The following is a 23,957-nucleotide window of genomic DNA, read 5'->3' as shown; positions in this document are numbered from 1 at the left end:
GAATTATGGTTTTACTAGACAAGGAGCACCGCTAAAATGAAGAAGTTTATAATCAGGAGATTGCTTATATCTGTAGTTCTCCTATTCTTTGTATCGATGATCATTTATGCAATCATGCGTTTGATGCCCACATCCTATGTAGAGACTCAGGCCATGGCTCTGGCTACAAGACCGGGATCCAAATCATATCAGGAATGGGTAGACCAGCTCAATGCACAGTATGGTCTTGATACCGGTATCGTTCAGGGTTATTTCAAATGGGCGACTAAAGCAATAAGACTTGATTTTGGGGAATCATGGTATTTCAATCAGCCTGTACTTCAGAAGTTTTCCAGCGTAATCTGGTATTCTTTTGGTTTGGGACTGGCTTCATTTATCATTGAAATCGTTATTGCTATTCCTGCCGGCATATTGGCAGCAAGAAAACAGTATTCACTTGCAGATTATGCGATCACAGTTATCGCACTTATCGGAATTTCACTTCCGAGCTTTTTCTTTGCCACAATTTTGAAATATGTCTTTTCCATCAGACTTGGATGGGTTGATCTTTACGGAATTGTAAGCCGTATGCATGAGTCAATGTCATCCACAGGAAAAGTTTTAGATATGGTAAGGCACATGATACTTCCCACACTTACACTTGTCGTTGTAAGTATCGGTAGCCTTATGCGTTATACACGTGCCAACATGCTTGAGGTTCTTAACTCTGATTACATCAGAACCGCAAGAGCAAAGGGACTTTCCGAGAACAGGGTTATCAATCACCATGCTTTCAGAAACACACTTATCCCCATCGTTACACTTCTGGGAGGATCTCTTCCCGGACTCTTTGGCGGAGCCATGATCACAGAGACTCTGTTCCAGATTCCCGGAATCGGATACACATTCTACCAGTGCGTAACTCAGGGAGATATTCCTTTTGTTATGTTCTATATGGTATTTATGGCTGTACTTATTCTTATGGGCAACCTCATTGCAGATATCACATATGCTCTCGTTGACCCCAGAGTTCGAGTAAATTAAGAAAGGAGGAAGAGCAGATGGAAAACACAAATGTAGAAAACAAAGAAATGACTCTTGACGATGCTGCCAGAGTTAAAGTTCTTTCTCCCGGAATGATGGTATTCAAGCGTTTCATCAGAAACAAGCTTGCTATCGTTGGAATGGTTATCATTGTATTCATGTTCCTGTTCTCATTTGTAGGCGGTCTTCTTTGCCCCTACTCACAGAGCCAGGTGTTCTATACAACAGATAAGATTCTTAAGGACTATGCCGGTGCTACTACCATAGACCAGTATCAGATCCAGCAGAAGGAGGGAGCAGAGCTTCCTTCAGATATCTATTCCAAGACACTTATTGCTGCTTCCACAGGCAAGTATGTATTCGAGACCAGAAAAGGCGATGTTATGGGTCTTGGTAATGTAGGTGACGGCGTTTACGTTATCTATTCACTGCAGTCAGTAAATATGCTTCTTCGTAAGAATGCAGATTACGATGCAGCTGTAGCGGCAGGTGAGAACTTCTTTACCGATTCCAAGGGTGACACCTATCTGTTCCAGGACACAGGAGCAGCAAATCCTGATGTTTACGGAGCTACAGAGCTTGGTGTTGCAGCCATGAAGTCTTTTACCGCTTATGACAAGAACACAAAGTTCTCCTACGATTTCTACCGCGGAGCCCTGGTTGCCATGGCTAACGGCGAGAACAGCTTTGAGGCAGACGGCAAAACTTATACCGTAGACGGAGAAGTGGTTTCCGCAGACGGCGCAGAGTATGCTTTTGTATCAGACCTTAACTTCAATGCGGCAAATGCAGGAGTATTCATCAGCCCTGCTTACAAGAATGCAGCTATGGAAGCCGTTGAGGCAGGACAGAGCTCATTCACCTTTGCTGATGAAAACGGTGAAGAAGTTGAGTATGTAATCGAGAACAAGAACGGTCAGTACACCTTCAGAAAGTACCAGGAGACCAGAGTCATCGACACTTATGCAAGACCTTCCAAGGAGCACTGGGTAGGAACCGATGCAAACGGTATGGACCTTCTTGCAAGACTTATGTACGGTGGACGTATCTCACTTCTTATCGGTTTCGTAGTTATCTTTATCGAGGTATTCATCGGAATGATCATGGGTGGAATCGCCGGATTCTTCGGAGGATGGGTTGATAACCTGATCATGCGTTTTGTCGATGTTGTTTACTGTATTCCTACAATGCCTCTTTACCTGATTCTTGGTTCCATCATGGACTACTATCAGGCAAGTGCTACCACCAGAATCTATATGCTGTGCGTGATCATGGCTGTTATCGGATGGGTAGGAATCGCTCGTATCGTAAGAGGTCAGATCCTTTCCCTTCGTGAGCAGGAGTTCATGGTTGCGGCAGAGGCAACAGGTATCAGTACTTACAGACGTATTTTCAAGCATCTTATTCCTAACGTAGTTCCTCAGCTTATCGTATTTGCAAGTATGGGACTTGGTGATGTTATCCTTGCGGAGGCTACACTTTCCTTCCTGGGACTTGGTATCAAGTATCCTGCAGCTTCCTGGGGAAGTATCATTAACGCGGTTAATGACTCATATGTAATGAGTAACTATGTATTTGTATGGCTTCCTGCAGGATTGTTTATCCTGCTCACAGTTCTCGCCTTTAACTTTATCGGTGACGGACTTCGTGATGCCTTTGACCCTAAGATGAAGAGATAAGTTAGGAGAAATAAAATGGCTAAGAATTCAAATTATATCTCTGCCAGGGAGTCCAGAAGGATCTCGAGAGAGAACCGCAAGATCACCTCAGAGATTGAGAAAAGAAGGAACAGAAAAAACATACCTGAGAGCGAATATGTTACTCAGATGAAAGACCCGAACAACTGCGTGGAGTTCGATAACGTACATACATATTTCTTTACGGATATCGGAACTGTTAAGGCCGTTGACGGTGTGTCTTTTGAGGTGCCCATCGGTAAGACCGTAGGTATCGTTGGTGAGTCAGGCTGCGGAAAGTCAGTTACCAGCCTTTCACTTATGCAGCTGGTACAGCGTCCTTCAGGACAGACTGTAGAAGGTGAGATCAGATTCAATACAGGTGAGAAGGCTATCAACGTTGTTAATGCACCTTCTTCCTATATGCAGAAGCTTCGCGGAAATTCCATGGGTATGATCTTCCAGGAGCCCATGACTTCCCTTAACCCGGTTTTCCGTATCGGTGATCAGGTTGATGAGGTTATCAAGCTTCACAACCCTTCCATGAGCGCAGAGGATGTTAAGAATCGTACTCTTGATATGCTCCAGCTTGTTGGTATCGCCAACAAGGAGGGTGTATACAGAATGTATCCCCATGAGCTTTCAGGCGGTATGAGACAGCGTATCATGATCGCTATGGCTCTTGCCTGCGATCCCAAGCTTATCATCGCAGATGAGCCCACAACCGCACTGGACGTTACAATTCAGGCACAGATCCTTGATATCCTTCGTGACCTTAAGGACAAGATCAACAGCTCCATCATGCTTATCACCCATGACCTTGGTGTTGTAGCTGAGATGGCTGATTATGTGGTTGTTATGTATGCCGGAAGAGTAGTAGAAAAAGGAACTGCAACTGAGATCTTCAAGGATCCCAGACATCCTTACACCATTGGACTTATGAACTCCAAGCCTGTTGTAGGCAAGCATGTTGACAAGCTTTACAGCATTCCCGGAAACGTTCCGAACCCTATCGACATGCCCAACTACTGCTATTTCAAAGACAGATGTGAGATGTGCGTAGGCAAGTGCAGCGGCGCATATCCCAAGACCTATAAAGTTTCACCTACCCACGAGGTAAGCTGCTACAGATGTGAGGAAGGAGGTGCTGCAGAATGAGCACAGAGAACATTCTTGAAGTAAAGAACCTCAAGAAGTACTTCCCCATCAAGGGTGGTTTCTTCGGAGGTGTTACAGGACATGTAAAGGCTGTTGACGATGTTTCTTTTACCATTAAGAAGGGAACAACAATGGGCCTTGTAGGAGAGTCGGGATGCGGTAAGTCCACAACAGGACGTACCATCTTAAGACTCCTTGAGAAGACAGAGGGAGACATCATCTTCGACGGTAAGGACGTAAGCAAGCTTGACAAGAAGGAGCTTCGCGAACTTCGTACCAAGATGCAGATCATCTTCCAGGATCCTTACTCATCACTTTCACCAAGACTTCCCATCGGCGAGATCATTGGTGAGGCTGTAAGAGAGCACAAGATCGTGCCTGAGAGCGAGTACGATGAGTACATTTCAAAAGTAATGAAGGAGTGCGGACTTCAGGAGTACCACAAGGACAGATATCCTCATGAGTTCTCCGGCGGACAGAGACAGCGTATCTGTATCGCAAGAGCCCTTGCTCTTAAGCCTGAGTTTGTAGTCTGCGATGAGCCTGTATCAGCGCTGGACGTTTCAATCCAGGCCCAGATCATCAACCTTTTAAAGCAGCTTCAGGAAGACAGAGGACTGACATATCTGTTCATTTCTCACGATCTTTCAGTAGTTGAGCATATCTCCGATACCATCGGTGTTATGTACCTTGGAAATCTGGTTGAGACAGGTAATACAGAGGATATCTTTGCAAATCCTCTTCATCCTTATACAAAAGCACTGTTTTCAGCTATTCCGATGCCTGATCCTGAGATCAAGAAGGACAGAATACTGCTTCAGGGAGATATTCCTTCACCGGCCAATCCGCCGGCAGGATGCAAGTTCCATACCAGATGTTCTCAGTGTATGGAGAAGTGCAAAAAGGTTGCTCCCGTGCCTAAGGATATGGGCAACGGACACGTTGTTTGCTGTCATCTGTACGACGAAAAATAAAAGTCAGAAGGGTCAATGGAAAACGGCTTTTTTTCGCGTTCCATTGGCTCTTTTTTGATGGAAAAAAACCTGCTGTTATGGTAGAATTGCAGTAGGCAGAAAACTATTTTTTAAAAATCAGTTTACAAAATTAGAAGGGGATAATTACTATGGCAAGAACAATGGCCGAATGGAAAATCGGCGATCCTATGATCAACGAAAGGGATTATTGGCAGGATCCGAATTATAAGGCTCCCGATCCCGAAAAAGAGAAGCTTGTGCTTAAGCTGGCTACTCTTATCACAGACCGCTATGTAAAGAAATTTACAGGCAAGATTAACAACAAAGATCCGGAGTACTGGATGCTGGATCTTATTCTCAACAAGGAGCAGGTTAAGTTCCTTCTTAACTTCAAGAAGACCCGTGTTCCCTATTCAGTAGAAGAACTGGCTAAGATGAATAACATGTCCATGGAGGACACACAGAAGATGGTAGAGCGTCTTCGCTGGATTGGTATCATTGAGCAGAACAGAGCCAAGACACCGGACAAGCATCTTCAGTATGAGCTTCCCATCTTTGTTCCCGGTTCAGCCGAGTTCATGATGATGCAGGACAAGCTCACAGATGAGTTCCCTCAGCTGGCTACATTCTTCAACCTGATGACACAGCTTCCTCTTGCGGGAATTACACAGATGGTTCCTCCCGGAGGCGCAGGCATCGGTATGCATGTTATCCCCGTTGAGAAGGCTATCTCTCTCGAGAACCAGTCAGTTCCCGTAGAGCACCTTTCACGCTGGATCGACATGTATGACAAATACGGTATCTCAGAGTGCTCCTGCCGTAAGCAGCAGGCAATGCGTGGTGAGGGCAGCGGCCAGATCCGAGGTGATTACTGTATCGGAATGGGCGATATGGCTGAGTACATGGATGACCGTGGAATCGGACACTATATCACCAAGGAAGAAGTTTATGAGATCTTAGAGAGAGCAGAGCGTCACGGTTATGTTCACCAGATCACCAATATCGACGGCGAGGGCAAGATCGTTGCTATCTGTAACTGTGCTCCCGGCGTATGTAACGCTCTTCGTACTTCACAGCTTTTCAACACACCCAATATGTCAGCTTCTGCTTACAGAGCTCATGTTGAGAAAGAGAAGTGTGTAGCCTGCGGTAAGTGCGTAGAGGTTTGTCCTGTAGGCGCTGCTAAGCTTGGACAGAAGCTTTGCAAGAAGGATGGCAGCGAGGTTACTTATCCTAAGACCAAGCTTCCCGATAAGGATAACTGGGGTCCCGATAAGTGGAATTACAATTACCGTGATGATGCCAAGATCAACTGCTATGACACAGGTACAGCTCCCTGTAAGACAGCCTGCCCTGTACACCTTTCAGTTCAGGGTTATATCAAGATGGCTGCAGAGGGCAGATATGAGGATGCTCTTAAGCTGATCAAGCAGGACAATCCGCTTCCTATGATCTGCGGCGCTGTCTGCAACAGACGTTGTGAGGATGCATGTACAAGAGGTACCATCGATCAGCCTCTTGCTATCGATGAGATCAAGAAGTTCATTGCTTCTCTGGATCTTAAGGCAGATAAGAGATATATTCCCCTGTGCGAGAAGCATGACGGCGGAATGTGGAGTGATGATTATAAGGTTGCTGTTATCGGTGGTGGTCCCGCAGGACTTTCAGCTGCTTACTTCCTGAGACAGGACGGCTATCCTGTAACTGTATTTGAGAAAGAGAAGAGAGCCGGCGGTATGCTTATGAACGGTATCCCCAGCTATCGTCTTGAGAAGAATATTATCGAAGCCGAGATTGACGTAATCCGTCAGATGGGTGTTGAGTTTAAGTATGGCGTAGAGGTTGGTAAGGATATCACTATCCAGCAGCTTCGTGAGCAGGGCTACAAGGCATTCTTCGTTGCCATCGGTATGCAGGGCGGAAGACTTGCAGGAGTTCCCGGTGAGGACGCTGAAGGTGTTCAGACAGGTGTTGAGTTCTTAAGGAACATCAACCAGGATCACTCCATTAAGCTTAACGGAGACACTGTTGTTGTTGGTGGCGGTAACGTTGCTATCGACGTTGCAAGAACCGCTGTAAGAGCAGGATCTTCCAAGGTTACAATGCTCTGTCTTGAGTCAGAAAAAGAGATGCCTGCTGCTAAGGATGAGGTCGAAGAGGCCAGAGAAGAGGGCATCGAAGTTAAGAACGGCTGGGGTCCCAAGGAAGTTGTTGTTGAGAATGGCCATGTAAAAGCTGTTATCTTCAAGAGATGCACCAGTGTATTTGACTCAGAGCACAGATTCTCACCCAAGTATGATGAGAATGACACCATCGAGATCCCTTGCGAGAACCTTCTTCTTTCCATCGGACAGTCCGTACAGTGGGGCGACCTGCTTAAGGGAACAAAGGTAGAGATCAACCGCAACGGAACAGCCAAGGCTGACGCTCTTACAAGACAGACAGCTGAGCCTGATATCTTTGTTGGTGGAGACGTATTTACCGGTGCAAGATTTGCCATTGATGCTATCGCAGGCGGAAGAGAAGGCTTTGTTTCCATCAACCGTTTCGTACATGAAGGAAACAGACTTGACCTTGCCCGTGACAGAAGAGAGTTCATAGAGCTTGACAAGGACAATATCCATGTTGAGGGCTTTGATAACGCCAAGAGACAGATTCCCGGTAAGAAGGCCGGAGTTGCAAAGGATACCTTTGAAGATCTCAGACTCACCTTCACAGAGGAGCAGGTTAAGACCGAGGCAGCAAGATGTCTTGGATGCGGTGCTACAACCGTAGATGAGAACCGCTGTATCGGCTGCGGTCTGTGCACAACCAAGTGCGAGTTTGATGCTATTCACCTTACCCGTGATATGCCTGATGCAAGTACTATGTACAAAGCAGAGGATAAGTTTAAGGCAATCGGACCTTTCGCAGCAAAGAGAGCCGGAAAGATTCTTATCAATAAGGTTACCGGCGGCAAAAAGTAATCCTGTAAGAATACAATAAAGATACATAAAAAGATCCGGGCTATCGGTTGATAGCCCGGATTTTCTATTGTGGTATGCATGTAGGCACATGTCTTTAATTTAATTTGCAATATAATAATGATTACTCTTGTGAAACACCGGTAGAAGCCGACTCAAGAGCTGCATCCGCATCCACGGTGGAGAGCTCTGTGGTAGCAGTATCTGTTGCGGGAACAATAGTGCCGTTTACGGAACTGTCAAAGTCCTGAACATTGGTTACATACCAGCTTCCGGTCTCGGCATTCTTCTCAAGGGTAAGGGCGATGGCATAGGTTTCTGCCCCGGCTTCCTGAATAAGCCTCTCGTAGACTTCAAGCACTTCCTTGGTCATATCGTTGTAGATCTTCCTGGTGGCGGCCTCTTCACCTTCTTCGTTTATCAGGGCAAGAACCTCATCCTGATGGGAGGTGGAGTAGATTTCAGTGACCTGAGATATAAGCTCTGATGCCTCGTCACTGCCGATGATATCCGTGGGAAATTTGGTCTCCAGCGTGCAGACAGCCCTGGCAACACCGCTATTGTCTATTGTAACTTCATTTACTTCGTATTTGGTTATAAGCGAATCAAACATATCGCAGAATTCATCAAGCTTCTCCAGAGCATCCTCGTCCATTTCCGTCTGCACAAATCCGGCTCTGAACTGTTCCTTAAGAGCCTCGGTACTGAACAGTTTCACAAAGCTTCCCTGAGCCACCTGGCTTGAGGAGTATTCGTTTATGGAATTCTCATCGCCGCTTTGAAGAGCGGAAAGAAAGTTACCCGCAGCTTCCTCGGCATCACTCTTATCATTCATGGAACAGCCGGTAAAAGCTGTCGTCATAACCACCAGCGACATTATTGCTATGGCAGTTCTCTTTATTATATTCATTGAAAAATTATCTCCTTAAAAATATTACAGAAATCGTAACACAATGCCTAGTATAGCACATAATGGACGATTAGCCAAAGAATATCGCAATAACACAAATTAAGTGATAAAATATTAATAATAAATCAATTTTAACAGGAGGTTATTTAATGAGAGTACTTTTTAACGAAGGCGTTATCAAAGAAGTCAGTTCGGTAGAAGTTAAGCCCATGGATGTTGGTGATGGCAAGATAATCGGAACTCAGATCAATTTTGTACTTACCAGTGGCGATAAGATAGAGTACATTTATAGCCAGAATGTTCCGATCGAAGAGTCCGGTCAGAGAGCGATTGATTTTGTCAGAGTCCTTTATAATGATGGAAAGGCAGATTTCTCACATGAGCCGGTTGAGATGCTCTGATGTGAATTACAAATAAAATGTTAAATTAAAAGGTCCTATGCATTCACGTGCATAGGACCTTTAATATTGTTGTTCGTCCATATTATCTCCATTCATTTTGAATCAATGTTTGCCGAGATGTCCCTGGTTTTTCAGTTCGATGAGCATGTCAAAAACCACCCCCAACGGTAAGCCGGTAATATGGGCAACTTTTTCCGGGTCCGGATAGAACTCGTCTTCGCATCTGGTTCTGATGCAGTCCAGGACTTTGGGTCTGATATCACATGTTGCTGTCACCCTCTTGTTTCCTCCTTTCTTAAATTGTCAAAAAATATATGGCAGCAGATTTCCTCTGCTACCATATATTATATCGCATTATTAAGCTAAAAGTTAATACTTTTGTGCGAAATTAAGAAAAAATTTCAACAATTTTAGGACTCTTTTACCTGCATGTCTTTAAGTTTGTTCGCCTGCTGGAAAATATCGCCCAGTATATTCTTGAAATCGTTGAACTTGTCAACCGCTTCATCCGCAGAACGAACACCTTCATTTGAAAGAGATGCAACTTCCTGGCTTGTTGCTGACAGGTTGGAAATACTGTCGTTAATCTCTGTTGTGGATGACGCAATGGACTTCATGCCTTCGCCGATAACAGAGAAGCGGGAGAGCATCTCTGATACGTTTTCATTGATACTGTCGAAGTTATCGCCAACGGTCTCTATCATCTCGTTCTGCTCGGAAACGGAAGCAACTGTATCATCGATACTTGCCATGGCCTTCTGAACATCTTCCGTAAGTTCGTTGATGATGCTTGTGATCTCGGTGGAAGCGGTGTTTGTTTCAGCCGCAAGTTCACGTACGTCATTTGCTACAACCGCAAATCCCTTACCGGCATCACCGGCTCTTGCAGCCTCAATGCTGGCATTAAGAGCAAGCAGGTTTGTCTGCTTTGAAATGGACATAATTGAACCGACAATCTTCTGAACTTCTTCAACCTTATTGATAACTGCCTGAGTAGCATCTACGGTTATCTGACTGGTCCTTGCAACGTCCTGAGATTTATCCTTAAGATCTCCGATTACCCTTACACCTTCCTGGACAGTTTGCTGAGCAGCTTCAGAGGCTTTTGTCATCTCTTTTCTGTTATGCTCTGTAGTTTCTGTTTCTTCCTGAATCTGCTGAACTTTCTGGGCCTGATTTGTTATTGCCTGTGCCGTGCTTTCCATGCTGCTGGCAATATCACTCATTCCTGACTGTTGTGCTTCTATAATGTTCTGCAGATCCGCCATATCCTGCTGAGAATCATTAAACAGGTTTGTGATGGTATTGGCTATATCAGCCATGGCATTTCCTGTTGCCACGCTCTTTTCTGCATTGGCACTTATTACTTCATTATTCTCGGTATTGAAGGTGGTAAGAAGCGAGACAGTTCCGATACATGATATAAATGCAAGGGCAAGTGTGATGAATGCCGGAACATGAAGCATATCCAAAGTTCCTGTGGTAATATATGCCTTTATACAGGAGATAAAGAAGGAAATAATAATGGCTCCGATACCTGCTTTACAGAGTCTTACATTAAGATAGATGACACTGCAAATAAGTATGGGAAGTCCGAAGGCAAAATAAACTATCTTATCCTCTGCAATAAGAAGGACAAAGTAAAAGAGTGTAGCACCACCCATTATGAAAATACAACCCTTTTTAATAGTGGGAAATTTGAAGTTTCCTATGGCCATAACGACAGCAGAGATAACAGCTACTATAATAATATTGATCTTGGCAAACGTCATACCGGAGTTATCGGTGAATGCATTGAAAACTGTAAGCATTAAGCCGGCGGCTACAATGATTATACATACGTAGAAACTGATATTATTGGCTCGTTTATACTGTTCAGCGTTCATATGGTATTCCTCTCTTTTTTGTCATAAAATTCACGTTAACGACACATTATTAATTCTACCATAGCATGTTGTTGGAAGACGTATTTTCAATTATTAAAAGTTGATAAACCATGAATATGGTACTCCGGGCATTTATTATCTTTTCATTTATATTTATACTTTTTTTAGAACAGAGCTGTGTGCAGATATAGTACAATAATTATGATGCTTAAAAAATATAAGCAATTTAGTTAAAATTACTAATTCAGAGAAATGAGAGGGTAACCGGATGAAGAAAATGAGCCTGCGCGCAAAGATGCTTTTGTGTATCCTTCCAGTTATGGCAGCCGCTATGATCATTCTGACTGCTGTAGCATGCAATCAGCTTAGCGCTTCAATAGAAGATGCTATGGGCGATACCATGAAGCAGACCGTAACAGCAAATGTGAATAACGTTGACGGAGAACTTGAAATCATCAGAACCTCCTGCGTTGACATTGCTGAGATGATATCCACATCGTACAGATTTGTGACCATGGATAACTACAGAGGTACTATTACTAAGATCATCAGTAATAACCCTTCTGTTTTGGGATCCGGAATCTGGTTTGAACCCAATGTTTTTGATCCTAACGAAAAGTATATCGGACCGTACTGGTATAAGGACGGCGGAGAAATTGTTGAGACCTGGGACTACAGTAATGCGGAGTATGACTACTTTAATCAGGAATACTATACAAATGCCAAGGCGTTGAGTGAAGGCCAGGCAGTTATCACAGATCCATATTATGATCCCACTTCAGGTATGGTAATGGCCAGCTGCTCAGCTCCCATATATGACGGAAGCACCTATGTGGGCTGTGTAACAGTTGATATGGAGCTTACAAATATAGAAGACCTTGCAAGAAACGTTAAGGTTGGCAGAACAGGATCAGCTCTTTTGTTTGATTCTGTCGGAACATATATATACTGCCAGGATGAGCAGAAGGTTCAGAACGGCGTTAAAGTTACAGAGGATGATAATGCATCTCTTGCACAGGCCGGTGCCATTCTTATGAGTACAGAATCCACCGAACCTCAGATGGGAGCTTTCCAGGAAGCTGGAAAGACAATCCTTCTTACTTATAAGACAATCCCTGAAGTTAACTGGAAGATGGCGGTAAGGATGGATGTGGATGAGCTTGATGAGCCTGTTAAGGCAGCAGCAACAAAGCTTATCATCATCTGCGTGATTGCTCTTCTTTTGAGTGCTGTTATTATCTGGGTATATGTAATGAGCATCAGCAAGAGCATCAACAATGTTAAGAAGTTTGCAGGCCTCCTTGCAAGCGGAGACTTCACTGTTGATAAGATCAAGACCAAGAGTGGTGATGAACTCGGTCAGATGAGTGATTCCCTCAATGACATGTTTGAGAACAACCGAGACGTTATCAGTAAAATTTCCGACGGGTCGGTTCAGGTATCCGAGACATCTACAGGACTTGCCAGCATGGCCAGTGAACTCTCAAGCCAGTTTACGAGCATTCAGGGTAATATTTCCGGTGTTAACGATGCTATGATGTCATCAGGTGCAGCTACCGAGGAGGTTAACGCATCCGTTGAAGAAGTAAATGCTTCCGTTCATCAGCTGGCTGCAGAAACTGAAAAGACAAGTTCAGAAGCAACTGATATCAAGAACAGAGCACGAGATATTGAGAGACAGAGCAAACAGGCTTATGACAATGCGATCAGCATTGCTGAGCAGAGAGAAGCCGATCTTGAAGATGCCAATGAGAAGGCTAAGGTTGTGGATCAGATTGGAACTCTGGCAGACACCATCGCTGAGATCGCAGACCAGATCAACCTCCTTTCACTCAATGCAAGTATCGAGGCTGCAAGAGCAGGAGATGCAGGTAAGGGATTCGCAGTTGTTGCTTCCGAGATCAATAAGCTTGCCAGCAGCACATCAGAGGCTGTTGAACAGATCAGAGAGACTATTGACGGAGTACAGGAAGCATTCGGAACTCTTTCAAATTCTTCAGGAGAACTTCTCACATTCATTAAAGAGACTGTTACTCCCGACTATGATAATTTTGTAAGTGTTGCCAAGCAGTACGGTGATGACGCTGATTCCTTCGGAGGATCTTCAGAGAACATAGCTCAGATGGTTGAAAACATCAGAGCATCCATGGAAGAAGTATCCAAGGCTATTCAGAACATCGCAGAATCCACTCAGGACACCGCAGATCTTTCCAGCAGAGTTAATGACTCCGTAATGGCAGCTGCAGATGTTGTTTCCAACGTAAACGACATGTCCAGCAAGCAGGAAGAGATAGCAGGAACTCTTGGTGAGATCGTCGGAAAGTTCAAACTTAAATAAGACGTCAGACTAATTTTATCGAAAACTGAATAATTATTAAGTGGTCAAGAGGGGCTGTCGCACTGAAATAGTGCGGCAGCCTTTCCATATATAAATATTCTATTAAACAAAAGGTGCATATATATACATCTCACATGGCGTGTCATATACTATGGTTGTCACAGTGAATTTTTGTACGAAATATTGTGAAAGGACGCTGCCATGGCAAACAAAGAATCAAACAATGGATCATCAAGAAATTTCTTTAGTGGCCTGGGACTGAAGACCCTAGGACCGGTAATAACAATTATTGTTTTCCTGCTGGTAACCCTTGCTTTTACCCAGTTAAGGACCATAACAATAAAGAATGACCTACAGGAACTTCAGCAGCAGGATGTTATAGCTATGGAGATAGCTGAGGATATCAGATATTATGGCCTTAATACCTGTGAGCTGTTTACCGACATGTCCGCCACCCATGACAGGGAGGTTTTGGCAGAGGTCGAAGAGGTAAGGGACAGTATCTACGCTCTGTTCAGTCAGATGAAGAGTATCAGACCGGACTATGCTTCCGCGATGGATGATATGAAAGCATCCTATGACGATCTTTATTCTTTGTGCTCCTATATGGCTGACCAGTATATTGATGTCGGAATAGATGCAGGCAATGTGGTGATGGAAGAAGTTGACGGAGCCACCGAGACATTTTCAGAGAAGGTTGATGCCATGGTAGAATCCATGGAGAATGACGTTGAAAACAGTGTATCCAAGATCAATAAAGCTACCACCTCAATGGTTATTGTAAATGCCATTCTATCCCTGATAAACATCGTTTTGGCAATATGGATAGCTATCGTTGTTTTAAATCAGGTTCTGAAGCCTATAATTAAAGTCAGCAGTTCAATTACAACTCTGTCGCAAAGAGACCTTACTGCAAAGAAACTTTCCATCAAGCAGAAGGATGAGATCGGAGAACTTGCTGATGCTTACAATGCTCTTCTGGAATCTACCCGTGAGATCATGGGTGATCTATCTGACTCTACCCAGAAGCTTGGCGGCATGTCCGATGAGATGAGCCAAAAATCAGACTCCATTGTTAAGAATGTAAATGAGATCACAGGAGCAGTTAACAATGTTGCCGAGAGCGCAGGAGAGCAGGCTGAAGACATCAATAACTCCATGCGTGAGATCGAAACCTTGAGAGATATAATCAAACAGAATGAGACCACATCAGAGAATCTCTCTCAAGCCAGCACACAGATCGATGAAGCCAGCAAGGCAGGAACACAGGTAATGAATGACCTGTATAATCTTACCAAGGAAAATGAGCGTTCCTTCTCAGAAATATTTGACAGTATCAACAGGATCAATGAGAGTACATCCAAGATTGGTCAGTCTTCGGAGATGATCCAGAGCATCGCTGCACAGACCAACCTTCTTTCACTCAATGCTTCCATTGAGGCAGCAAGAGCAGGAGAAATGGGCAAGGGCTTTGCTGTTGTGGCTGATGAGATCAGAAAGCTTGCGGAGGATTCAGCTCAAAGTGCCAACGAGATCACTGAGATGTTAAAAGAGCTCCAGGCTAACGTGGACAATGCTAACCAGCAGAGTGATTCTGTAAAAGAAGCTGTTGAACGCCAGGTACAGGGCGTTGACGATGCCAGAACCAAGTACCAGGATATTTCCGATAACCTTACTATTATCGAGAAAGAAGTCAAGAGCCTTGGTGATGTGAGCAGGTCAATGACAGACAGTTGCGAGAAGGTGAGCTCTGCAATGGAGCACCTTCAGGAAGCTGCTCAGATGAATGCGGCAGCATCGGAAGAGACCAATGCATCAATCCAGGAAGTACTGGCAATGGTACACGTGATTTCCGACGGATCGGCAGGGATCAACAGTCAGTCCGGCGAGCTGGATGAGATTGTAAAGAAGTACAGATTGTAAGCTATAGCCTAAATGAGCCCCGGGTAAACTCGAAACCGCTTCGCGGTTCCTCGTTATCGCGGCATTCGCCGCATAGTCCAATAAAAAAGCAGCTGTGACAGAGTGCAAGCACTCTCACAGCTGCTTCCTTATTGTCCTGCGTGGCTCATTTAGAGCGTACATTTAGAGCGTACATTTAGAGCGTATCCTGTCTCTTAATATACTGCGGGGCATCGGGTTCGCCGATGATCTCCTTGGCGTGGATGATGTGCGCCCACTTATCAAGGATGGCGTTCTCGATGCGGATGTCCTCTTCAACGGTGGCGTAAGCAAGAACGATGGAGTTTCTGATCACAGCGCCTTTCTTGATAACAACGCCACGGCCGATGATGGAATTCTCAACGGTTCCCTCGATGAGACAGCCGTTACTTACAAAGGAGTTGGTAACCTTGGAACTCTCGAAGTACTCTGTAGGGCAGGAGTCTGTTGTCCTTGTATAGATAGGCCACTCTGCTCTGAACAGGTCGCTGGCAATATCATAGTTGAGAAGCTCCAAAGAAGCATTGAAATAGTCGTTAAGACTTGTCAGGGTTGCAAAATAGCCTCTGTGCTGATAGCCTCTTACATCCAGATCCTTGCACTTGATGTTTACGATATCGGAGAGGGTGTAGATTGAGGACTCCCAGCTGGCTGCCTTAACAAGCTGAACGAAGGTATCTCTCTTCATGCAGTAGGTCTCCATGAAGATATTTTTATCCTTGGCTGTGCCCATGTTCTTGCCGATGGACTGAACACCTTTCTGTCTGTTCAGGGACAGGGTGTGGCAGTTCTTGAAGTATTCGCGGGCATTGTCTACCTTGTGGTAGAGGAGAGTGATATCGGCGCCGGAAGCTACGTGGGTCTCAAGAAGCTGTCTGTAATCCTGTTTGTAAACCATGTAGCTGGGAGCGATGATAACGTACTCCTGGTGCATACGCTGGATGATGTCGATGTTCTCCAGATATGCGGAAATATCGTTGTTGTAAATTGAGCGGGAAGAGCTGTTCTCTGAGAAAAGAAGCTGTATCTTACCGCGCTTACTGTTGATGTTGTAATGTCTTCCGGATCCTACGTGCTCAGCGATTGATCTTGGACGGGACTGAACATAGACCTGGATCCTGTTGATGTCGCTGTTGCTCATGTTGGAAATAGGGAAGTCGATAACACGGAATCTTCCGAGGAAAGAGAAGGCACCGATGGGACGGTAGTCCTGAAGGCCCTCTACATGTACGCTGTTATCCGGGGAGGAAACTATACCAAAAGCTTTAATTGACATCATTTTGTTCCTCCTTTCACATTTTTAGCAACAAGTTCAATATTCTCACTGTTCTTGGAACCGATCCTTGCCTTAGCTCCTATGCGGACATTCTCTGCAACGAGAGCTCTTGTTACGGTTGCACCTTCTTCAACCACAACTCCCGGCATCAGTACGCTGTCGATTACCTTGGCGCCTTTTTCCACAACGGCTCCCGTGAAGAGAACCGAATTGGTAACGCTGCCTTCAACACGGACACCCTGGGTTATGTATGCGCACTTGATCTTGGCATCATTACCTATGTACTGAGGAAGAGTGGATACATCCTCTGTGTAGATAAGCCATGAGGAATCGTTAAGGCTCAAAGGATTCTTGGGATCAAGAAGATCCATATTTGCTTCCCAGAGGGAGTCGATGGTTCCAACGTCCTTCCAGTAGCCCTTGAATTCATAAGCAAAAAGACCCTTCTTATCATTGAGCATCTTGGGTATGATGTCCTTACCAAAGTCGTGATTGGAATTGGGATTCTTCATATCCTCAACAAGCATCTTGCGAAGAGGCTTCCAGGTAAAGATATAGATACCCATGGATGCAAGATTGCTCTTGGGCTTAGCAGGTTTCTCCTCGAACTCAACGATCCTGCCCTTACCGTCGGTGTTCATGATACCGAAACGGCTGGCTTCCTTCATAGGAACTCCGCGAACCGCGATGGTGGCATCGGCGTTCATGGCCTTGTGGTACTCAAGCATCTTGGCGTAATTCATCTTGTAGATGTGGTCGCCTGAGAGAATAAGAAGATACTCGGGATCGTAGGTGTCGATGAAATCAATATTCTGTGAAATGGCATCAGCTGTGCCACGATAGACATCCAGACCTTCATCAGCTTTCTCACGAGGAGTAAGAACGTATACACCGCTGTCCTTGGAGTCGAGACCCCAACGGCCATCCTGTGCTACATAACTGTTGAGAAGAACGGATTCATACTGAGTCAGAACGCCGACAATGTCAATACCGCTGTTGGCGCAGTTACTGAGCGGAAAATCTATGATACGATATTTTCCACCATAGAATACTGCCGGTTTGGCAACTTTTGTGGTAAGGTCTTTCAATCTGCTTCCACGACCGCCGGCCAGTATCATAGCTAACATTTCGTTTTGAGCCATAGCTGTTCCCCCTGTCTGATGTTAATAGAAATACCTTATAATCTATGATATAATGTGCAAAGACTTTAATCAAGCACGAAAGGAGCGGATTTGAAGTGCTATCCGTCGTTATTCCCGCATACAATGAAGAAGAGATGATACCCACCACGGTATCTGTTATAGATAAGACCCTTAGTGAGGCGGACATTCCTCACGAGCTGCTGTTTGTAAATGACGGTTCCAAGGATTCCACCTGGGAGAAGATCACCGAAGCTGCTTCTTCCAATACCAATGTGAAGGGCGTTTGTTTTTCCCGTAACTTTGGAAAAGAGTCAGCTATTTTCGCAGGGATCTCAGAGGCGCAGGGAGAATGCTGTGTTGTTATCGACTGCGACCTTCAGCATCCGCCGGAGAAGATTGTTGAGATGTACAGGCTCTGGGAGCAGGGCTATGAGATAGTAGAGGGAGTTAAGAGAAGCCGCGGCAAAGAGAGCGGACTTCACAGATTTGCAGCCAAGAGCTTTTACAGCATCATGAGTGAGTCGGCAGGCTTTGATATGTCAAGGGCTTCGGATTTCAAGCTCATCGACAGAAAGGCCATGAATGTCCTCCTTAACATGAATGAGAAGAACGCCTTTTTCAGGGCTCTGTCTTCCTGGATCGGATTTAAGTCCATACAGGTTGAGTATGACGTAAGAGAGAGGGAGGCAGGAGTCTCCAAGTGGAGTACCAAGTCCCTTATCAAATATGCACTGACCAATATAGCATCCTTCTCATCGGCTCCCATGCAGCTGGTGACCATTATGGGGCTTATCGTATTTGTGGTAGGTCTTGGAGCAACTGTGGAAGCTCTTGTTACCTTCTTTGAAGGCAAAGCTCAGGAAGGCTTTACCACTGTCATTATCCTGCAGTGCTTCACCGGCTCTTTTATCATGCTGGGACTTGGAGTTATCGGATTCTACATTTCCAAGATCTATGAGGAAGTGAAGGGTAGACCCAGATACATAATAGACAAGACTACATACTGAAAATTAATACTTATATTAGCTTACAAAGCCGTAATCCCGTATGTTTCGGGGTTGCGGCTTTTTTCTGCTACCCGGCTGCGAGCACTTGGCTCATTGTTGACGGAATTTAATAAAAATATTATTTGTTTAATCAAATTGATAGGGTACAATAGAGATAAGTGGGAGTATGTCTTTACGGTAGTTGAAAGGAGAATTATATGCTTGCTACGTTGATACCTCTTTTTGATGACAAAATGACTGTCTGTGCATATTCTGTCTTTGCCCGCAAGGAGAATCTCTTCCTAAATCCCAGTCTTATGGGCGGAGCAAGATTTGACGGCGCCGGAACCGTGAGCGAACTTGAAGTCGTGAGCAGTATGGGCGTAACCACTTTGTCGGGGGGCAAGGAGGTCTTTGTTCCCGTCAATCAGTTTTCATTATTTTCCGAAATATCGCTGCAGTGCACCGTTCCCGCCCCTAAGGTTGTACTGCTGATGGATAATACAATACTCGCAGAAGATAATTTTATAAAGAGAGTGAAGGAACTCAAGGAGCAGGGCTATAAGCTGGCCATGAGAAAACTTCCCATCACCAGTTTTGAACCCTATAAGGAGATCCTTTCCCGCTGCGATTACATACTTCTTGACCACATGAAGATCGACATTGCCAAGGCCAAGATCTATTTCCAGTGTCAGTATCCGAATATCAAGCTCTGCGCTGTTAATGTGGACACCAAGGAGCAGTACGACGAGCTGGTAAAGGACGGCGGCTATGACCTCTACGAGGGAAGCTTCTTCAGAATGCCCATACTTAAATCCGAGACCGATGTCAGTCCCCTTAAGGTGAACTACATAGAGCTTCTCAATGTGGTAAATGCCCCGGATTACGATCTGACCGACGCTGCCGATGTTATCGGAAAAGATCCTGCTCTTGTTATCTCGCTTCTTGAAATAGTTAACAGGATGGCTCTTAACTCGGAGATCACATCCATAAGACATGCCGCAGCCATGCTTGGCCAGAAGGAATTAAAGAGATGGATCAACACGGCTGTTACCAAGGAACTGTGCGCTGATAAGCCGAGTGAGATTGTAAGGCTTGTTATGATAAGGGCAAAGTTTGCCGAGAATATCGCCAGGGACTTTGACCTGGCAATGCAGAGCCAGGAGCTGTTTATCATGGGTCTTTTCTCTGCCCTTGATATCATGCTGGATAAGACCATGGAAGAGGCTCTTAATATGGTTCAGGTATCAAAGAACGTCAAAGAGGCTCTCCTTGAAGGAAAAGGTGATTTTGCCAAAGTTATGTATTTCATAAAGCGCTACGAGGACGCTGACTGGACGGAGGTTTCCAGGCTGATGGTCCTTGATGATCTGGATATGGACCATATTTACAATTCATATCTGGAGGCACTTAGATGGTACCGTGACCTTATCCCCTCATAAGGGATTTGCTTCTGTTTTCCGAGGTTTTATATATGGTCGATGTTTCCGGAGTAGGCAATGTAACATTTAACCTTGCAGCTATCATCGTTGCCGTGACGTGTCTTTTCTACATGCTGGTAATGAAAAAGAAGCTGAGGTTTCAGAATAAGCTTTTTATTGCTTTTATCGTAATTGTGATCCTGGATGCAGCTACGGTTATTTCTGGTGAGTTTCTCTTAAGCAGCGGACTTGCCTATGAGCTGAAGCGCACATTTATCAATGGGTTGCATTTTTTCTATTATCTGACCCACTTTGCCATTGCGCCCATGTTTGCTCTTTACATTGTCATGGTCTGCAATGTGTCCTACAGGTTCTCAAGAACTGCAAGGCTTGTTCTTGCGGTACCTTTCTATCTTCTTGAGATCATTGTTTTCACCAATCCCTTAACACATTTCGTCTACAGATACGACAGTGAACTTGTTTATCACAGGGGGCCCGGCGTTTACATCGCCTATTTTCAGGCTGCCTTCTATGTGCTGTTTTCCATTGTGGCCCTGTACCTGTATTGGAATATCCTTAAGTATTTAAAGAAGGTAACGCTGATATATTTCTTTGTTGTGGTAATAGCGGGAACACTTCTGCAGATGATCGTCCCCAGTATCAATATTGAACTTCTCTGCGAAGCCATCGCTCTTATGGGATTGATGATAGTCATCGAGAACGATGACGACAGACTTGATCAGCCCACCGAGGCCTACAACAGGAATGCCTTCATCAAGGATATCGGCAGCTACTTCAAGTATGGCAGACAGTTCTTTACCATCTGTATAAGGATCACCAATGCTGATGTGTATCGTAAGATCACGGGATATGAGGAGTTCGAGGCTATCCTCACGGATATAGTAAGTTACCTTGCTTCCTTTGATCCCAAGTTCGATGTATACAGGGTAGGATCGGACTGCTTTGTGCTTGTGTGTCCCGAGATCACTCAGCCCACGGCGGATATGACTTCCGAAAAAATCTTCGGAAGATTCAAGACTGAATGGGAGAGAGATGAGAACAAGGTACTGCTTAAAACACTGGTACTTCAGGCCTCATCTCCGGATCAGTTCGGATCCCTTGAGTACCTTCTTTTCCTTTCGGACAGCTCCATCGAGTCTGAATATGATCATGTTCTTCGCCGCAATGACCTGGATTTCCTTATCAGGCGTGCCGAGATTGAAAAGGCTGTAAAAAGAGGCATCGGCGGTGACAACTTCAGAGTCATGTTTGAACCCATCTACACCAAGGAGGATCTTTCGATATGTGCTGCTCAGGCGGTGCTTGAGTTTGAAGACAATGAGCTTGGCAAGCTAAGTGCCGGGGAGTTCCTTCCCATCGCTGAGCAGACGGGAATCATTGAAGAACTTGGCTGGTTTACCATGGAGAACTCAATGTATTTTCTGGGAGGCGGTATCGCTGAGGAAATGGGTCTTGAGTTCATTGAGATAGGACTTTCTTCGGTACAGCTCATTAAATCCGACTTTATTTCCAGGGTACGTGAGCTTCTTAGCAGATACGGAGTAAGACCGTCCCAGGTTGTATTTGATATTTCAGAGTCAGCTGCATCAACGGAGCAGGATGTTCTTGGTAACGTAATGACTAAACTTGAGGCCGACGGAATCAGGTTCTTTATTGATGAGTACGGATCAGGTTTCTTTAACGTGCAATCCGTATCCACCCTTTCCTTCGAAGGCGCCAAGGTGGATGCCGCTTTGGTTGCCCAGACAGGAGAAAGGCCCACCCAGAACAAGATCATCATGGAAAACCGTCTGAAGATCATGAATCAGATGGGCAAGATAATCCTTATAGATAAGGTGGACTCCCAGGATAAGCTTGACAACATCAAGGGCGTTAAAGCTGATTATCTCAAGGGCAGATTTTTCTCGGAACCCATCACCAAGAACGAGTTTATCGCCATCCTTCGTGCAACGGAACTTGCCAGGATGGAGGAGAGAAGAGCCAAGGCAGCCAGTGAAGCAAAGAGTGCATTCCTGGCCAATATGTCCCATGAGATCAGAACCCCTATCAATGCAGTTCTTGGCATGAATGAGGTGATCCTAAGAGAGTGTAAGGATGATAATATCCTTGAATACGCCAGGAACATTGAAGGGGCGGGAAGAACTCTTTTGTCCCTTATCAACGATATCCTTGACTTCTCCAAGATTGAAGCGGGCAGCATGGAGATCCATGAGGCGGCTTATGATCTTGGCTCTGTCATTAACGACGTCTACAACATGGTACATATCAAGGCAGAGCAAAAGAACCTTGATCTTGTCTTCGATATAGATGATGACCTTCCGTCGACTCTTTTCGGAGATGAGATGCGTCTTCGCCAGATCATGGTCAATGTACTTAATAATGCAGTCAAGTACACCTCCGAAGGATATGTGCGCCTGAGAATATCAGGGAAAAGAAATTTCGACAATTCCATAGTCCTTAATATAATCGTCAAGGATACGGGTATAGGAATAAAAGAAGAAGACAGACAGGTGCTCTTTGACAAGTTCAAGAGAGTTGATATAGACAAGAACAAGACCGTGGAAGGAAGCGGACTTGGACTTGCCATAACCAGTTCGCTGCTTGATCTTATGGGCGGCAGCATACAGGTGGAGAGCCAGTATGGTGAAGGATCGTCCTTTATTATGAACCTTCCTCAGAAGGTTTTAAGCGACGAACCTCTTGGCGATTTCAGTACAAGGCTTTCTCACAGCAACGGAGAACACAAGGATTACAAGGAACGGTTCACAGCTCCGGATGCGAAGATCCTTGTGGTGGACGATACGCCCATGAACCATGTGGTAATAAAAGAGCTCCTTAAGCCGACTAAGGTTATTGTGGAATCCGCAAGAAGCGGAGCAGAGTGTCTGGAGAGGCAGAAAAAAGAAAAGTTCGACATTATTTTCCTGGACTACAGAATGCCGGAGCTTGATGGAATCGAGACCCTGGCACTTATGAAGAAAGATTCGGACAGTCTCAACAGAGAGACTCCCGTTATTGTCCTTACAGCCAATGCCATTTCGGGAGCAAGAGAGAACTTTATCAGAGAAGGTTTTGACGATTATTTAAGTAAGCCCGTTGAGAGCGACAAGCTGGAAGAGACCATGATAAAGTTCCTTCCCAAGGAGAAGGTGATACTTACTTTGGCGCCGGACCCGGAAGAGAAAAATGAAACTCAGAATCCTTCCGGCGATGAAGCAAGACCTGAGTGGCTCAAGGCCCTGGAGGAGTGCATAGATGTAGAGGCAGGCCTTAGGAACTGCGGAAATGCAGACAGCTATCTTGCTATTCTCAAGGTCTACTATGAGTCCGCCGACATGATCGAGGGCAACATAAAAGAGGCCTTTGAATCTCAAAACCTTAAGGACTATACAAGCTACGTTCATTCCCTTAAGAGCACCAGCAGGACCATCGGGGCAAAAGAGCTGTCGAAGATGGCTGAAATGCTTGAAAAGGCCGGGAACGAGAATGACACAAAGACAATAGAAGACAGTCAGAAGGATCTTCTTGAGCTTCATCTGGCAGTTAAGAAGTGCCTGTCCATGGTGCCGGAGATAGCGGGAGAAGAAGTGGATTCCAAGGACGAATCCGAAAAGGAAGAGATAACAGCTGCCCAGATGAAGGACGCCTATCAGACGATCATAGAAGTCAGCAAAACCCTCGACTATGATACCATTACCTTTGTCCTGGATTCTGTTAAGAAATACAGACTGCCGGAGGAAGATGAAAAGAGAATGCGAAGCATCGGAAACATGGCATACAAACTGCAGTGGGATCAGATCTCAAACCTTGCCACCGAAGGCCTTAACGCACAGGAGTAAAC

The 23,957-nt window shown here is 45.1% G+C and carries 15 protein-coding genes; 11 read left to right on the top strand and 4 right to left on the bottom strand.

Features of this window, described 5'->3' with window-relative positions; all coding sequences use genetic code 11:
• Positions 1 to 36 precede the first annotated feature (36 nt).
• The 5 genes from T456_RS0115275 (at position 37) to T456_RS0115255 (ending at position 7,797) form a co-directional block, all read left to right on the top strand.
• Entirely contained in the window at positions 37 to 1,023 is a 987-nt protein-coding gene (locus T456_RS0115275; RefSeq protein WP_024866884.1) for an ABC transporter permease, read from the top strand.
• A 17-nt stretch (positions 1,024 to 1,040) separates the two neighbouring features.
• Positions 1,041 to 2,702, top strand: a complete 1,662-nt coding sequence (locus T456_RS22130; protein WP_024866883.1) for an ABC transporter permease — start codon at positions 1,041 to 1,043, stop codon at positions 2,700 to 2,702.
• Positions 2,703 to 2,717: 15 nt separating this feature from the next.
• The gene (locus T456_RS0115265; protein WP_024866882.1) at positions 2,718 to 3,857 is read left to right on the top strand and encodes an ABC transporter ATP-binding protein; all 1,140 of its coding nucleotides are present in this window, start codon (positions 2,718 to 2,720) and stop codon (positions 3,855 to 3,857) included.
• Positions 3,854 to 4,831 (top strand): ABC transporter ATP-binding protein, encoded by a 978-nt coding sequence (locus tag T456_RS0115260; protein ID WP_024866881.1) that lies wholly within the window; start codon positions 3,854 to 3,856, stop codon positions 4,829 to 4,831. The genes T456_RS0115265 and T456_RS0115260 overlap by 4 nt, the downstream gene beginning before the upstream one ends.
• A 188-nt stretch (positions 4,832 to 5,019) precedes the next feature.
• Positions 5,020 to 7,797, top strand: a complete 2,778-nt coding sequence (locus T456_RS0115255; RefSeq protein WP_051465057.1) for an FAD-dependent oxidoreductase — start codon at positions 5,020 to 5,022, stop codon at positions 7,795 to 7,797.
• Positions 7,798 to 7,918: 121 nt separating this feature from the next.
• Here T456_RS0115255 and T456_RS0115250 read toward each other — a convergent pair whose 3' ends face one another.
• Positions 7,919 to 8,704: a hypothetical protein gene (locus T456_RS0115250; protein ID WP_024866879.1), complete on the bottom strand. Its 786-nt coding sequence runs from the start codon at positions 8,702 to 8,704 to the stop codon at positions 7,919 to 7,921.
• Positions 8,705 to 8,853: 149 nt separating this feature from the next.
• Between T456_RS0115250 and T456_RS0115245 the strand changes: the two genes are divergently transcribed.
• Positions 8,854 to 9,105, top strand: a complete 252-nt coding sequence (locus T456_RS0115245; RefSeq protein ID WP_024866878.1) for a hypothetical protein — start codon at positions 8,854 to 8,856, stop codon at positions 9,103 to 9,105.
• 410 nt (positions 9,106 to 9,515) lie between these two features.
• Here the strand turns inward: T456_RS0115245 and T456_RS0115235 are convergent, their stop codons facing one another.
• Positions 9,516 to 10,991 carry a methyl-accepting chemotaxis protein gene (locus T456_RS0115235; protein WP_024866877.1) on the bottom strand — a complete coding sequence of 492 codons (1,476 nt, stop codon included), beginning with the start codon at positions 10,989 to 10,991 and terminating at the stop codon, positions 9,516 to 9,518.
• 268 nt (positions 10,992 to 11,259) lie between these two features.
• Between T456_RS0115235 and T456_RS0115230 the strand changes: the two genes are divergently transcribed.
• Together T456_RS0115230 and T456_RS0115225 are read left to right on the top strand one after the other, a co-directional pair.
• Positions 11,260 to 13,329, top strand: coding sequence for a methyl-accepting chemotaxis protein (locus T456_RS0115230; protein ID WP_024866876.1), 2,070 nt, complete (start codon positions 11,260 to 11,262; stop codon positions 13,327 to 13,329).
• Positions 13,330 to 13,530: 201 nt separating this feature from the next.
• A complete protein-coding gene (locus tag T456_RS0115225) occupies positions 13,531 to 15,252 on the top strand; it encodes a methyl-accepting chemotaxis protein (RefSeq protein WP_024866875.1) in 1,722 nt (573 codons plus the stop codon).
• Between the two features lie 175 nt (positions 15,253 to 15,427).
• On the opposite strand, the gene glgD is transcribed toward T456_RS0115225, so the two are convergent.
• Both glgD and T456_RS0115215 read right to left on the bottom strand, forming a co-directional pair.
• The gene (glgD, locus tag T456_RS0115220) at positions 15,428 to 16,546 is read right to left on the bottom strand and encodes a glucose-1-phosphate adenylyltransferase subunit GlgD (protein ID WP_024866874.1); all 1,119 of its coding nucleotides are present in this window, start codon (positions 16,544 to 16,546) and stop codon (positions 15,428 to 15,430) included.
• On the bottom strand, positions 16,546 to 17,688 hold the full coding sequence (locus T456_RS0115215) for a glucose-1-phosphate adenylyltransferase (RefSeq protein WP_024866873.1): 1,143 nt from the start codon (positions 17,686 to 17,688) through the stop codon (positions 16,546 to 16,548). Before T456_RS0115215 ends, glgD begins: the two co-directional genes overlap by 1 nt.
• 95 nt (positions 17,689 to 17,783) lie before the next feature.
• Here T456_RS0115215 and T456_RS20415 point away from each other — a divergent pair, with 95 nt between their 5' ends.
• The 3 genes from T456_RS20415 to T456_RS21605 all read left to right on the top strand — a co-directional run bounded on the left by T456_RS20415 (position 17,784) and on the right by T456_RS21605 (position 23,955).
• Positions 17,784 to 18,695, top strand: coding sequence for a glycosyltransferase family 2 protein (locus T456_RS20415; RefSeq protein ID WP_278246943.1), 912 nt, complete (start codon positions 17,784 to 17,786; stop codon positions 18,693 to 18,695).
• Positions 18,696 to 18,892: 197 nt separating this feature from the next.
• Positions 18,893 to 20,116 carry an EAL and HDOD domain-containing protein gene (locus tag T456_RS0115205; protein ID WP_024866872.1) on the top strand — a complete coding sequence of 408 codons (1,224 nt, stop codon included), beginning with the start codon at positions 18,893 to 18,895 and terminating at the stop codon, positions 20,114 to 20,116.
• A gap of 32 nt (positions 20,117 to 20,148) precedes the next feature.
• Entirely contained in the window at positions 20,149 to 23,955 is a 3,807-nt protein-coding gene (locus T456_RS21605; protein ID WP_024866871.1) for an EAL domain-containing protein, read from the top strand.
• Positions 23,956 to 23,957 lie beyond the last annotated feature (2 nt).

The sequence above is a fragment of the Butyrivibrio sp. FCS014 genome (assembly GCF_000526935.1).
Lineage (GTDB): Bacteria > Bacillota > Clostridia > Lachnospirales > Lachnospiraceae > Butyrivibrio.
Note: the sequence above shows the minus strand (reverse complement) of the source record. Positions and strands in the feature narration are given on the sequence as shown.